Consider the following 13825-nt stretch of genomic DNA (forward strand, 5'->3'; position numbering starts at 1 on the left):
TCTACCTCTTACAGCACATCTGCAAAATGTACTTTTAACTTCTGAAATAATCTTGTCCCGAACACAAACAAAATGACTGTCAACGCCCAGAAATACAGGGTCATTCCAGGATGCTCCCAGAACCATTGTTTGTCAATCAGTGCATTTCGATACCCGGAAACAATATAATACATCGGATTTAGCTTCAGGATTCTGGCAGCCAGGGCTGATTCCGAAATTCCCATATCCGTAAAATCCCACATAATCGGTGTCATCCAGATACCAATCTGCAGCAGAATCGTTATCAGATGTGTCAGGTCACGGAAAAACACCACTACTGCACTGGTAATATAGGCCATAGACAGTACCAGTGCAAATGCACAAAAACTGTAATACAGCAACTGAATCACATAAAGATCCGGAAAATAACCGTAACAGCAAAACAGTACCAGCGTAAATGCTACAAAGAAAATATGCACAAATAAAGAGGCAATTACTTTGATGAGTGGCAGAATACTGATCTTAAATACTACTTTTTTGACCAGATAACTGTATTCTATCAACGCATTGGTACTCTGTACCAGAGCTTCCTGAAAGAAAAACCATGGCACCAGGCCACATACCAGCCATAATACAAATGGGACCGCCTTTGGTGCTCCCTGTCGTACCACGCCAAATACAAACCAGTATACCATCACTGTCACCACCGGCTGTACAAAAGCCCAGATGATACCTAGATAAGATCCTGCATATTTGGTACGAAAATCATTTTTCGCCAGCGTCCAGATCAGTTTTCTGTTCTGATAAAACTCTGACGGTATTGTCATTAACTGCTTCATAGATTCACCCCTGGATTATCTTCAGGTATCGGCTTAACGCATCCTGCCAGGTCGGTAATGGAGTAAATCCGTTCTTTACCAGCTTGCTCCTATCCAGTCTGCTGTTGAATGGACGTGCTGCCTTGGACATGCCATATTCTTCTGTCGTTACCGGTATCACCTTTGTGTCATATCCTGCCTGACGATAAATCTCACATGTAAAATCATACCAGGAAATATAACCGCCCTCATTGGTAGCATGATAATAACCATATTTGTCGGTCTCAACCATATCGATCAGAAGTCTTGCCAGATCATAAGTATAGGTCGGTGTACCAATCTGGTCTTTTACAACACGAACCGTATCATGAGTTTTGCCCACATTCAGCATCGTTTTGATAAAGTTCTTACCGTTAACCCCAAATACCCAGGCAATACGGACGATAAAATATTTTTCCAGATTGCGGCTGACTGCCAGTTCGCCTTCCAGCTTGGTCTGTCCGTATACATTCATTGGTTTATAGTCTTTGCAGTCCGGATCCCATGGGGTCTCTCCCTGACCATCAAAAACATAGTCCGTACTGATATAGACCATCTTGCAGTCCAGTTTTTTGCAGACCAGTGCAATATTCTCTGTTCCCCCTGCATTGACTGCACGTACCTTCTCTACCTTGTCATCGTCTTCAGCCATATCCACTGCAGTCCATGCGGCACAATGAATCACCACATCTGGGTGGATCTGTTCCAGTGTCTGTTCTACAGCGTTTTTATTTGTAATATCCAGCGATACATATGGCATTTTTGTCACTGCACTGCCATCCTGAATCCCGGTATATTCCGGAGCCAGGTCACTTCCGATTCCTTCATATCCTCTTTTTGCCAGTTCGTTCATGACATCGTGTCCCAGCTGACCTGCAACACCTGTTACAAATATCTTCATTCTTTCCTCCCATCTTTCCTGTGCGGAATCTTTTTTATTTATCTGTTTCTCTGCTCCTTTACCTGACTGTCAATCTTTCTGGAAATCAGGTAACGAGGTCTTCCTTTTACCTCTTCATAGATCTTTGAAATATAATAGCCAATAATTCCAAGACTGATCATCAGAATGCTTCCTATCAGCAACAGCAGCAGAATCACTGTTGTAAATCCCTCTACGGCATTACCGGTAAAATAATGAACCAGTGTCTGAATTCCCAGTACGACAGCCAACAGGAACATAAACACTCCTGCTCCGGTTACAAGCTGCATTGGTGCCGAGGAAAAGGATACAATATTCGTAATGGCATAGCGAATCAGTGATTTGGTAGACCACTTGGATACTCCTTCTTCTCTTTCCCGCACATCGAATTCCACTGATGTGGTTTTATATCCAATCCACGCAGACAGGGCACGGAAAAAAGCATTCCGTTCCGGCATCTCTAAAAGCGCATCCACTGCCTTCCGATCCAGCAGCTTGAAATCAGACGCTCTGGACATGTCGATGCCTACTGCCTTGGATATAATCTTATAAAACATTCCCGCACTTGCCCTGTGTGCCAGGCTTTCTTTTCCACGGCTGTGCTTGACACCTTCTACTACTTCATACCCCTGTTCCCAGAGACGATACATCTCTACTACCGTTTCCGGCGGATGCTGCAGATCACAGTCCATTACCACGCAGCAATCTCCTCCTGCACTGGCCAGACCAGCCATCATAGCAGATTCTTTCCCAAAGTTTCTGGAAAAATGCACTCCCGCCACATGGTTATCTTTTTCTGCTGCTTTTTCAATCTCTGACCACGTCTGATCCTTCGATCCGTCATCTACAAATACGATCTCATATGGAATGTCCTGTTCACTTAAGATCCGGCCTAATGTGTCCCGTGCTTTTTCAATCATCTTCTCTTCGTTGTATGCCGGAAGTATCACGGACAATAGTTTCATTTCGCTGCTGCCTCCTTTTTGGCGCTTTTCTGCTCTCCCATGACCATATCCAGGATTCTCTCTGTTGCATGACCATCACAGGAACGCATAAACTTATATTTAAAATCAATGATCTGTTGTTTGTCAAATCTGGTATCCAGATGCAGGATATAATCCAGCATTTCTTCATTCTCTGTACAGATCGGTCCTGGAGTCATCTCTTCGTAATTATAATAGAACCCTCTCCAGTCATCGTATTCCGCCTTGTCATAGGCAAAGAAGATCATCGGTTTTTCAAACAGCGAATATTCAAATACCAGTGAAGAATAGTCAGAAATACAGATATCCGCCACACAAAGCAGATCATCAATCGCCATTGTTTCTGTCACATCCATGGCAAATCCTCTGCATTCCTTCGGAACTTCCGGACGAACTCTTACTAACGGATGCTGCTTGATCAACAGCACATATTCTTCTCCCAGTGCTTTCTGGAACATTGGAATGTCCAGCTTATCCGGTGCTTCACCATGGGCAACTCTTCCCCGGAATGTCGGTGCATAGAGAATAACTTTCCTGCCTTTACTTTCTGGCATCTGCTGATGCAGTTTTTCATAAGCTTTCGCAATAAAGTCCGGATCAAAAAATACATCCGTACGACTGATTCCGGTAGCCTTTAACACCTCCGGACGATCCGACAGATTCATGGCCTCTTCATAAGCCCATGCTACTTCCGGACTGCTTAAGGTCACATAAGTATAGTTTTTATAAAATGGATATTTTAGCTGCTGTTCCCGATTCAGTCCAAAGATCAGATCTGCTGTACTGAATCCGAATTTTTTAAATGCCCCGCATCCATGCCAGGTCTGAGTCACAATCGTCTCCGGACGCATTGGCACACAGCTGAGTACATTGGATGCCTCATCAGCAAATATATATTTTGCAGTTGCAATATCTTTTACAAATTCCACACAGTTCTTATCATACTGTCTTCTGCTGGCAAAGGACAGTCTCAGGAAATGGGTATGTACCTCATACCCTCCCATCTCGGTAATGGTCCTGTGAAGCGTCTGAAGACTGTTAGTCAGTTCCGCCAGTCTCACTTCAAAAAAAACCACCTTCTTTTCATCTACCGGCTGACTGGCATACTTACGATAGATACGTGGGAGCTTGATCTTCAGTGTATAATAACGGCGCCATTTTCCTGCCAGTGAACGCATCTGCTTTACTGGCGGCTTTGTCTTGACAAAATGCCAGACAGATAAAAGTGGTGTATTTCTTAATGTTTCTTTTATTTTTCCCATAATTACTGCTCCTTGTTGTCTGATCCGATCAGCCTTTCCAGATCATGACAGTTTTTCCGATCAGCTTGTGAATATCTGTCTCAAAAGCCTCGGTCATATCTTTGATGGATTCTACTTCAAATGTCGTTCCCACGATATTCTCCAGGTATTCTGGTATATCCGGATTCTTTTTATATAATTCCATCAGTCCCTCAAAATCTGCACGTCCGCTTCTGCTGCTTCCAAAAATGTGAAGTCCTTTTTCCAGTACCATTCTGGTATTAATTGGTGCCGGATCTTCACTGACTCCCAGTATACTGATGGTACCTTCCGGCTGAATGTAATCGATAATCTGGTTAATGGCTATGGCAGATCCATTGCCACCCACACACTCAAAAGCATGATCCAGCAGCAGGTCTTCCGGGATCTCTGATACCAGACAGGTAGCATCCGCAAAGGAAAAATCACTGAGCTTATTCGCATTTACGCCAAAAATACATACCTTGCTATCCGGCAGCATCTTCTTTAACAACAGGGATGTGATATACCCCAGGTTGCCGTCTCCCCATACACCGATGGTTCGTCTGCGTGAATGAGAAAACTTCTGAAATCTGCTGATTGCATGATAGCTGACCGATACAATCTCCGTAAAAGCAGCCACAATTTTGTCAATTCCCTCCGGCAGGCGCACCAGACGATCTGGCAGCAGCGACACATATTCCTGCATGAATCCATCTTTGCTGCTTCCACAGAATTTCGTACTGCGCAGATAGTTTTCTTCAATAATATCATCTTTTTCCACCGGATGATTGGGAATCATCACTACTTCTTCCCCTATCCGATAGGTTCCGGTGGGATCATAGACAACTTTACCGATTCCCTCATGAATCAGTGCCATTGGAAGCTTGGAACGTAAGACTGCCTCCGGCCGGTTTCCCTGATAATATCTCTGGTCCGCATGGCAAATAGATAAATGGGTAGGACGCACCAGTACATGTCTGTCATCCAGCGGAATATCTTTAAATACTGTCTCGAACTGCCGCGGTGCCTTTAACTGATAAACGGTATTCAGCATGTCTTCTCTCCTCCCAGAATTGCCTCCGCAACACGCAGATCATGTGGATAAGTAATCTTGATATTGGATACTTCCCCCTGAACCAGATGCACTTTTTCTCCTTTCAGAACCAGAATCTTGCAGGCATCCGTCAGAATCTTTTTTTCTTCCTCTGTCAGTGCCTCAAATACCTGGCGCAGCTTCCATGCTTTAAAACTCTGCGGTGTCTGTCCCTGATACATCTGGGAACGATCCGGGATATCACTGATGATCTCATGATCGGCACTGGCTACAATGGTATCTGTTGCCGGTATCACCGTATCGCAGGCTCCCATCTCTCTGGCATAATGAATATTTTCCTCCAGAATTCGATGTGTCACAAACGGACGCACGGAATCATGCGTAACAATCACTGTCTCCTCGTCCAGACCATATTGCTTCTCAATATGACTGATCGCATTCATAATTGTGTCATTTCTGGTTGCTCCACCCTCAATCACATCAATCTTATCTTTTTCCCTGATATATTTTCGAATCACATCTTTTGTATAATTCAGCCATGCCTTTGGAGAGAGCACAATAATTCTTTCAAACTGTGGCTGTACCACAAATTTCTCAATCGTGTGAATAATAATCGGCTTTTTGCCTACCTCCATAAACTGTTTTGGTTTTTCTACATTACCCATACGGCTTCCGATTCCGCCGGCCAGTACCACACCAAATACATTTGTCTTTTCCATGTCTAATGCCTCCGTTCTGTTACCAGCTCAATCAGCCGGTCTGTCGCATGCCCGTCACAGGCACTCATAAATCGTTTCCGGAATGCCCGGATCTCCTCCGGATCAAACCCATTTTCTGTTTTTTTAATATAGGCAATCACTTCCTCCGTGGTCCGTACCACCGGACCTGGAGTCAGTTCTTCATAATCATAATAAAATCCCCGCCAGTCTCCATAATTTTCCAGATCATAGGCGAAAAAGATTAAAGGCCGCTCAAACAGCGAATATTCAAATATCAGAGAAGAATAATCTGAAATACAGAGATCACAGCTGCAAAGCAACGCCTCAATCTCCAGACTTTCTGTCACATCAAAAGCAAAGTTCTTCGCTTCTTCCGGTATCTGTGGCCGGTTCTTTACCACCGGATGATGCTTGATCAGAAGAATATATTCTTCACCAAGTTCCCTTGCCATTGCTGCCATATCCAGTGCATCCGGAGCCTCTGCCTTACTTACATTTCCCCTGAAGGTAGGAGCATACAAAAGTACTTTTTTATCAGCTGCCTGTGGCACTTCATCCCGTACCTTTTGTCTGGCCTGTTCCAGAAATTCCTGACAGAAAAACACATCTGTCCGGCTGATCCCGATCGGCTGTATCTGTCCGGAATTCTTCTTCAGACACATAGCCTCTTCATAGGCCCATGCCACCTCAGGGCTGGATACGGTCACATAATCCAGATTCTTATAATAGGGATATTTTTCATATTCTTTTCTGCTTCCACCAAAAATCAGATCCGCAGTGCTCATACCAAACTTCTTAAATGCTCCGCATCCATGCCAGAGCTGCGTAATCACAGTCTCCCATCTTGGATGGATACAGCTTACCACTCTGCTGGCATCACATAAAAATACATACTCTGCATCCGCCATATCTTCCAGGCACTTCATAGCCAGACGAATAAAGGTGCCTTTGTCTACAAAGGACTCTCGCAGACAATGAATGTGAAGTTCCCATCCTTCCTCTTTCTCCAGACGGTCATATAGTACCTGCAGACTGTCTGATAAAGAAGGCAGCTGAGATTCCAGAAATATGGCTTTTTTCTCTTTTAACGGCTTTTTACAGTTTCTTTTATATTGCCAGGGAAACAGTATCTTCAACGTCACATAGCGGTATATCTCTCTGATCCACCTGCTCATTTTCCACACACCTCGGCAATTCTCCTTCTAATCTCTTCACAGGCATGACCTGTCTCTGTGTTGCCCATCATCCTGTGATGTTCTTCGATCTTCTTTCGGTTATCCTGTTCATCATATTCCTCTATCAGATGCCACAACTCTTCCTGCGTACCGGCAATCGGGAACGGCCACTGATGAATATCCACATAGAATCCGGTCTTTTCCAGATACTCTTCCAGATCTGGTGCATAAAGGAAACACGGACGATATAAAAAAGAGTAGTCCCAGATATTGGAAGAATAGTCAGTTAGCATCATATCTGCTGCTGCCAGCAGCTGCTGCATATCCGGGTATTCCGATGCCGGAAGGACGCGTTTACCGTTCACACGCAATTTCATATCTGCATCCTGATAACGATGGGCACGATACAGAAATACCCATTTTTCCCCATTCTGCTCCAGATTTTCCAGAAGACTATCTGCATCCAGTACAACCTCTGTACTGCCATGGCGATAAGTCGGTGCATACAACAGAATCTTCGTGTCTTCGTCCAGTTGATAATACCTGCGTACTGACTCCTCTGCCGCTTTTAGTTCCTGTCTTACTAGGAAATCATTTCGTGGCATCCCTGCTTCCATCACCTCTCCCGCATAACAGAAAGAACCACGAATCAGTTCTTTCGTGGCGACTTTACAGGTAGATATGAATAAGTCTATATTTTCTGCACAGAACTTTGCACGGTGTCTGGTAGCCCAGTTCGCCCCCGGTTTACTGTTCTCAATTCTCTTATAGGCCCCGCCACCATGCCAGGTATTGATAAAATACTGATGACGGCGAAACGGAAACCAGGGTGCATAGGATCCGTTGGATACAATCACTTTTGCTGTCAAAAGCCACCCAAACGACTCCCAGGTAAAGTGCTTTATCAACCGTATACCCTTTTTCTCCAGAAAACGGTACTTATCCGGGTCACTGACTGCCCAGATGATCTCATATTTTCCAGGATCCTGCTCCATCAGATATTCACAGAGGTACATTGGATTTCCTGAATATTCATACGAGGTTCCCCCTGTCAGGCCTGTGAATACAATGCGGTTTTCTTTTATTTTCTTTAAATGAAATGGTAGCAGCACTACTTTCATAAACTCTGAAAACAGTGCTTTGCCATATGTGTTCATGTACGCCCTCCTAACGAGCCCGCAGATACTTCCATACTCCGTGTACTGCATAGCAGCAGAAATACCAGGAAGACCGTATTCTTCCAAAGCCGCTGTAGCGATAAGCACGATAAGTCATACCTGCTGATTTCAGTTTATTTCCTGACTTCCCGCTGGAACTCAACCTATATTTTAGCAGAGGTTCATTCAGACCGCAAGCCCTTTGGTATTTTCTGAGAATGCGCAGCCAAAGGATATAGTCTTCATGGCTGTCTTCATGTTCCATGGGATACTGCTGAATCACTTCTCTGCGGATCAGCACAGAAGAACAGTTGATGCTGTTATGATGCAGCAGCTGACGATAGGTGATTGTCTCCTTTACCGGAATCACCCGGCCGGTCAGCTTTCCATCTGGTGTCATCAGTTCTCTTGCTGTACAACAAAGCACCGTCTGAGTCTCCTCAATAAGACGAATCTGCTTTACCAGCTTATTTTCTTCCCACCAGTCATCTGCATCCAGGAAGGCCACATAAGTTCCCCTTGCCATGGCTACTCCCCGGTTACGGCTCTGTGCCGCTCCCATATTTTTTTCATTTTTCACATAAAAAATCACAGGATTATCCGCATAGGACTCCATAACCTGATCCAGGCCCTCTCCGGAACAGTCATTGATAATAATCAGTTCCAGTGCTACCTGCTGCTTTAGTACAGATTCAATTGCCTTTGCAATCGTCGCCTCGCAGTGATATGCCGGCATAATAACCGATACAATTGGCTCAGTCATATAAAATCCTCCGTCACCCTGTGACTTTCTTTACTCTTCTTTGTTTTTCTTTTTTTCTTCTGCTGCCATATCTTCTTTCGTGGCGGCTGTCACCTGCCAGCTTTCCACCCCTTCTGTGCTCTCTTTCTGGAAAAGAATCTTAAAGGTCAGCATCAACAGCTTAATATCCTGTACAAAACTATATGTCTCGATATATGTCAGATCCAACTTCAGTTTATCATATGGTGTCGTATTATATTTGCCATATACCTGTGCATAACCGGTCAGTCCCGCTTTGACCTTCAGGCGGTAATTGAACTCCGGGATTTCTTCCAGATACTGTCTGGCGATCTCTGGCCGTTCCGGTCTCGGTCCAACCAATGACATATCTCCTTTGAGAATATTAAAGATCTGTGGCAGCTCATCAAAATGAATCTGGCGTAATACTCTTCCTACCGGTGTAATCCTGTCATCATCTTTCATAGCCAGACGGGCGCCCTTCTTCTCTGACTGCACCTTCATACTTCGAAACTTCAGAATCTGAAATACTCTTCCGTCTTTGGTCAGACGATCCTGCTTATAAAATACCGGTCCTCCGTCATATGCCTTAATCAGTATGGCAATCACCAGCATAAACGGTAATGCAATTATCAGCCCAATCAATGAAAATACAATATCCATAGCGCGTTTGGCAAATTCCTGTTCCGCTGTCAATCCCCTGTTCCGCGACAACATCAATGTGGTGTCAAACAGATGGATACTGTCTGCGTTTCGCAGTAAAATATCTGAAATCTTAGGAATGCTGTAGCATCTGATATTCTGTTCAAAACAATATTTCAGGAAAATATTTCTCTCTCTGGCCGGAATATCCCCAAGAATTACAGATGGATACTCATCAATCTTTTCTTTGATCTTCTCTTCACCCATGGACAGATGGATCATTTCACAGATATTATATTTATCTTCTCTGGAAGAAATCTTGTGAATCAGATCTTTTGGGTTGTGTGCCCCATATATCAGCAGCATCTTACGTGGCGGATAAATCTTCTCGTAGATTGTCCTCATGAATATTACCCACAAAATCACAATCACCAGATCGAAAATCGTCATATATATCAGTGGAAGAATATTGGTTGTAAACTTCCATCGTCCAATCAGACACAACTGAAGATAAGTAATCATATTTACGCAAAGTACGGAAAGAATCTGCGAATACAATACCTCAAATACTCTCAGATATCCTACTTTGAATCCGCCATAAATACGATAAAATAAATAAATCATCAGCGCATACTGAGCAATTACTACGAAATTTCCCTTCTTCCAAAATGTTTTTCCGATAATTGCCTCATCTGCATAATGAAAGTACCACACGTAAGCAAAAACTGCTGTCTCCAGCGCTACAATCAGTGCAGAAGCCAAAAACATTATCAATCGCTTGTATTGTTCTTTTTTATTCATGCTTCCTACCTTCTGTAAAATTTTGTAATGAATTATTCAAAACATTTTTCATCACATTCTACAACATTTTTCTATAAATTACAACTGTAAGCTGTTACGGACTCCAGTCCATGTCTTTAAAAACAATATAACTTCCTACTCTTCCAATCACATCAAAGTGATATGCAGCCATGCCTTCCACTCTTCCGGCTCCATCTGGAAGAACAATATAATTGCAGCGGATAGCACGACATTTTTTACAGAGTGTCTGATAATCTGTAACCTCGCTCTGAAGGGCACTCTCAATATATTTTCCTCCCTTATTGGCCATCCAGTAATTTCCTTTTCGTCCATATACCTGACGGATCGATGCGTCATGCACCCGAATATAAGGCACCATATCCTCCGGTGCTGCCAGCATCGCCCATTCCTCTTCGCTGCCTCTGTTGGCATTTACAATATCACAGATGGCAATCGGAGACGTTGGGATCTTCTCCCAGTTAGCTCTTGTCTCGTAAGGGCTGTTTTCCACATAAATAAACTGCCCCAGCACAATCATTACTCCGGTAAAAGTTCCTATGAATGCAGCACGTATCCATTTTTTCTTTATTCTATGCCATAACTTTACCATTGCATACGCAATAATCACTGGCAGTGGCATCATCCAGAGCATTCTCCAATATACCAGTTCTCCAATTGTTCTGGTAATCAGCCAGGAGGTCAGCGGACAGAAATATACCACAGTAAAGATCAGGCTGTATCCGATAAAGAGCCTTCTGTGGCAGGCTTCCTCTTTTCTTAATAAAATATATATCAGTGCAAAAAACATGACAATGAAATGCAGCCCCTCATCATTAAACTGCAGCAGCCAGTCCATCGACATTTTCAATTGGCTTATTATCAGATTTATCATCTTTGTATTCCTTTTCTCATCATACGCTTTTCAATACTATATACAAGATACCATATAATGCACATGGAAGGCATCCTGCCAGCATTTTCCCAAAATATCTGCTATTCTTTTGAAAAAGTCCAAACAGTAATGCAAATATTCCAAGCATTACCACCGGAAGAGCTATTCCCATAGAAGACACCAGACAACAGCTAAACATAGCCGTCAGCAGAATCAGCATATTTCCCTTTTCCTGTGGTCTGCACTTCATCCGATAGCAATGGTAAAATAAAAAAGGGATCAGTACGGAAGCCAGTGTTGCTTTTCCCTGCCAGATACGAACCAGTAATACAGATCCCTGATTGCGGATACAGTAATAGGATGTTACATGTACGATGGAAAGAAACAGGATAAATAATCCTGTAAGCTTTTCGGTACTGTCCTTTTCCTTATTCTGCCGATTTTCTTTGGCAAACAGTAATTTGCCCATAGACCAGTAGACCAGATAGGCCAGAATCACAAGCATTGGAGCAAGAATCGTATGATCCAGTGTCGACGGATGTACCCCAATCCATCTGCTCAGTGCTGCCTGAAACATGGAAAACGGCGACAGGCAATATCTTAAGTTAAATCCGGTTACGGCTCTTCCTGTATACGGCGAATAACGATACATCGTATCTGTCTGAATAGCCGTTGTGGCTACTGCCACATAATAGGCATCATCCAGATTCGTCACCATATATTGTATATAATAATAAGCCTGTACCAGAACTGCGCCACCTGCCATATAGATTGTCCAGGAATGATGCAGCAGTCCCCGAGCCATTTCTGTCATCATCTTCCAGATCCATTTTCTTGTTCTGATAAGCCCCACCGCTGCCATTATCAAATATACCACTGCCAGCATCTGACTGAATACATGAAACGGAACTTCTGTTAAAATCAATGGTACAATCAGTATCTGACATACTGCAAACATTTCCAAATATCCGGTTACCATGCACTGTACTGCTCCGTCCTCTTCTCTTTTTAGAAAAGACAGAAGCAATGCTCCCATGAGAAATGGCACAATACCTAACCAGAGCAACGTTCCAATTACTATTTTTCCCATTCTTCTATCCTCTGATGAATTCTTTTTTACGTGTTTCCTTTTATTCTAACGTAAGCCTCCTGTTTTATCAAGTCTCTCCCTGATATTTCCTTTTTGCCCCTTTTTCAACTTGTGGATTTCACATTGGAATGCTATACTAACCTTAAAGAAACCTATAATATTTTTTTATAAAGGAGAGGATTATGATTATAAAAAAGAAGCATTTCCTGATGTCCGTTCTTCTGTTTCTCTGCCTGTTTTTTTCACTATCCGGCCTGGTAAGCGCCGAATGGCGGACGGAAGATGGTGCCACTACTTATTATAGCAACGGACAAAAGGCCGTCGGTCTGAAGACCATCAGCAAGAAAAAATATCTCTTTGACGCCAACGGCAGACTGATCACGAATCAGATTACCAAATATAACGGTAAACTTTATGTCAGCCGTGCAGATGGTACCCTGATCACCGGATGGGGGAAATATAAAGGCAAAACTTATTACGCTGCTTCCTCCGGCGTTCTGAAAACCGGTTTGTGTAAACGCAACAGCAATTATTATTATTTTGATCCTGCAAACGGCGCCATGGCTAAGAAGGCCTGGATCTCTGTCGGTAAGAAGACCTATTACTTTTCTTCTAATGGTAAGGCTGTACGTAATAAAGTTACTACAATCAACAAAAACAAGTATTACTTTAATTCCAAGGGTGAACTTCAAAAGGGGCTTCAGCGAATCGGCAAATATTACTATGTATTTGGCGCTACCACCGGAAAAATGTTGTCCGGTTCCATTAAATATGGAAAATTCTATTACTATCTGAATCCAAAAACAGGCCGTGCCATTACCAATACATGGAAAAAAATAAAAGGAGCACGTTATTATTATAACAGCATGGGACGCCGTCAGACCGGGTGGCTGGTTCTCGGATCCAAAAAGTATTATCTGGATCCTGCCAGACGGGGAGCCATGGCCACAGGAACGAAAAAGATCAATGGAAAGACCTATACCTTTGGAAAGAATGGCTATGTAACCTATAACTCTTCCAGCAATATTGTCATTCAGGTAAACCGGAAAAAATGTGTTGTTACCATCTATGATAATGGTGTACCTGTAAAAGCTATGGCCTGCAGCGTAGGTCGCAGCGGACACGAAACCCCTGTTGGTGTATTTACCATCAAGGATCATCTGGCCTGGGCGATGTTAGACGGTCCATCCCTGGGACAGTACAGCAGTCATTTTCTTCCAGAGTACCTATTCCACTCCGTTCCGATGCATACCTTATCCAGAAACCCTTACAAGGTAGAGGCCAATGATTACAATAACCTTGGCAAACCAGCATCTGCCGGATGTGTCCGTCTGTGTATTGCCGATGCCAAATGGATCTATTACAATGTACCAGTTGGTTCCACTGTCGTGATCAGTGATAACGCTCCAACCCCTCTCGGCAAACCAACTCCTGTCAGAATGCCAAAACGTTCTGTCGGCGCCGATCCAACCGATGACTTCAAAAATCCTGCCGGATACGATGTAACCATTAAATAAGCGAAAAAAAGATGTGGA

Annotated in this window: 13 protein-coding genes; 1 reads left to right on the forward strand and 12 read right to left on the reverse strand. The window is 43.4% G+C overall.

Annotated elements, in window-relative coordinates:
- Positions 1 to 8 precede the first annotated feature (8 nt).
- The 12 genes from OCV47_RS05305 to OCV47_RS05360 all read right to left on the reverse strand — a co-directional run bounded on the left by OCV47_RS05305 (position 9) and on the right by OCV47_RS05360 (position 12290).
- A complete protein-coding gene (locus OCV47_RS05305; protein ID WP_256296773.1) occupies positions 9 to 818 on the reverse strand; it encodes an ABC transporter permease in 810 nt (269 codons plus the stop codon).
- Positions 819 to 822: 4 nt separating this feature from the next.
- Complete coding sequence (rfbD, locus tag OCV47_RS05310; protein WP_256296775.1) at positions 823 to 1737, reverse strand: dTDP-4-dehydrorhamnose reductase; 915 nt, start codon at positions 1735 to 1737, stop codon at positions 823 to 825.
- 38 nt (positions 1738 to 1775) lie between these two features.
- Entirely contained in the window at positions 1776 to 2720 is a 945-nt protein-coding gene (locus OCV47_RS05315) for a glycosyltransferase family 2 protein (protein ID WP_262654216.1), read from the reverse strand.
- Complete coding sequence (locus OCV47_RS05320; protein ID WP_262654217.1) at positions 2717 to 4000, reverse strand: CDP-glycerol glycerophosphotransferase family protein; 1284 nt, start codon at positions 3998 to 4000, stop codon at positions 2717 to 2719. The genes OCV47_RS05315 and OCV47_RS05320 overlap by 4 nt, the downstream gene beginning before the upstream one ends.
- A 28-nt stretch (positions 4001 to 4028) precedes the next feature.
- Entirely contained in the window at positions 4029 to 5054 is a 1026-nt protein-coding gene (locus tag OCV47_RS05325) for a ribitol-5-phosphate dehydrogenase (RefSeq protein ID WP_117447799.1), read from the reverse strand.
- Positions 5048 to 5773: an IspD/TarI family cytidylyltransferase gene (locus OCV47_RS05330; RefSeq protein WP_262654218.1), complete on the reverse strand. Its 726-nt coding sequence runs from the start codon at positions 5771 to 5773 to the stop codon at positions 5048 to 5050. The genes OCV47_RS05325 and OCV47_RS05330 overlap by 7 nt, the downstream gene beginning before the upstream one ends.
- Positions 5774 to 5775: 2 nt before the next feature.
- Positions 5776 to 6948 carry a CDP-glycerol glycerophosphotransferase family protein gene (locus tag OCV47_RS05335; protein WP_117447797.1) on the reverse strand — a complete coding sequence of 391 codons (1173 nt, stop codon included), beginning with the start codon at positions 6946 to 6948 and terminating at the stop codon, positions 5776 to 5778.
- On the reverse strand, positions 6945 to 8105 hold the full coding sequence (locus OCV47_RS05340; protein ID WP_256296784.1) for a CDP-glycerol glycerophosphotransferase family protein: 1161 nt from the start codon (positions 8103 to 8105) through the stop codon (positions 6945 to 6947). Before OCV47_RS05340 ends, OCV47_RS05335 begins: the two co-directional genes overlap by 4 nt.
- Before the next feature lie 10 nt (positions 8106 to 8115).
- A complete protein-coding gene (locus OCV47_RS05345; RefSeq protein WP_256296786.1) occupies positions 8116 to 8868 on the reverse strand; it encodes a glycosyltransferase family 2 protein in 753 nt (250 codons plus the stop codon).
- 30 nt (positions 8869 to 8898) lie between these two features.
- Positions 8899 to 10308 carry a sugar transferase gene (locus OCV47_RS05350; RefSeq protein ID WP_117447795.1) on the reverse strand — a complete coding sequence of 470 codons (1410 nt, stop codon included), beginning with the start codon at positions 10306 to 10308 and terminating at the stop codon, positions 8899 to 8901.
- A gap of 94 nt (positions 10309 to 10402) precedes the next feature.
- Positions 10403 to 11200, reverse strand: a complete 798-nt coding sequence (locus OCV47_RS05355) for a hypothetical protein (RefSeq protein WP_262654219.1) — start codon at positions 11198 to 11200, stop codon at positions 10403 to 10405.
- Positions 11201 to 11219: 19 nt separating this feature from the next.
- Positions 11220 to 12290, reverse strand: a complete 1071-nt coding sequence (locus tag OCV47_RS05360; RefSeq protein WP_262654220.1) for a DUF6077 domain-containing protein — start codon at positions 12288 to 12290, stop codon at positions 11220 to 11222.
- Positions 12291 to 12472: 182 nt separating this feature from the next.
- Between OCV47_RS05360 and OCV47_RS05365 the strand changes: the two genes are divergently transcribed.
- Positions 12473 to 13807 (forward strand): L,D-transpeptidase family protein, encoded by a 1335-nt coding sequence (locus OCV47_RS05365; RefSeq protein WP_262654221.1) that lies wholly within the window; start codon positions 12473 to 12475, stop codon positions 13805 to 13807.
- Positions 13808 to 13825: the final 18 nt, after the last annotated feature.

The organism is Muricoprocola aceti, from assembly GCF_025567005.1.
Classification (GTDB): Bacteria; Bacillota; Clostridia; order Lachnospirales; family Lachnospiraceae; genus Marvinbryantia; species Marvinbryantia aceti.

Bases quoted from the DNA above. Each gene is read 5' to 3' on its own strand.
- OCV47_RS05305 (WP_256296773.1), bottom strand. From the start codon at position 818: ATGAAGCAGTTAATGACAATACCGTCAGAGTTTTATCAGAACAGAAAA.
- rfbD (WP_256296775.1), bottom strand. From the start codon at position 1,737: ATGAAGATATTTGTAACAGGTGTTGCAGGTCAGCTGGGACACGATGTC.
- OCV47_RS05315 (WP_262654216.1), bottom strand. From the start codon at position 2,720: ATGAAACTATTGTCCGTGATACTTCCGGCATACAACGAAGAGAAGATG.
- OCV47_RS05320 (WP_262654217.1), bottom strand. From the start codon at position 4,000: ATGGGAAAAATAAAAGAAACATTAAGAAATACACCACTTTTATCTGTC.
- OCV47_RS05325 (WP_117447799.1), bottom strand. From the start codon at position 5,054: ATGCTGAATACCGTTTATCAGTTAAAGGCACCGCGGCAGTTCGAGACA.
- OCV47_RS05330 (WP_262654218.1), bottom strand. From the start codon at position 5,773: ATGGAAAAGACAAATGTATTTGGTGTGGTACTGGCCGGCGGAATCGGA.
- OCV47_RS05335 (WP_117447797.1), bottom strand. From the start codon at position 6,948: ATGAGCAGGTGGATCAGAGAGATATACCGCTATGTGACGTTGAAGATA.
- OCV47_RS05340 (WP_256296784.1), bottom strand. From the start codon at position 8,105: ATGAACACATATGGCAAAGCACTGTTTTCAGAGTTTATGAAAGTAGTG.
- OCV47_RS05345 (WP_256296786.1), bottom strand. From the start codon at position 8,868: ATGACTGAGCCAATTGTATCGGTTATTATGCCGGCATATCACTGCGAG.
- OCV47_RS05350 (WP_117447795.1), bottom strand. From the start codon at position 10,308: ATGAATAAAAAAGAACAATACAAGCGATTGATAATGTTTTTGGCTTCT.
- OCV47_RS05355 (WP_262654219.1), bottom strand. From the start codon at position 11,200: ATGATAAATCTGATAATAAGCCAATTGAAAATGTCGATGGACTGGCTG.
- OCV47_RS05360 (WP_262654220.1), bottom strand. From the start codon at position 12,290: ATGGGAAAAATAGTAATTGGAACGTTGCTCTGGTTAGGTATTGTGCCA.
- OCV47_RS05365 (WP_262654221.1), top strand. From the start codon at position 12,473: ATGATTATAAAAAAGAAGCATTTCCTGATGTCCGTTCTTCTGTTTCTC.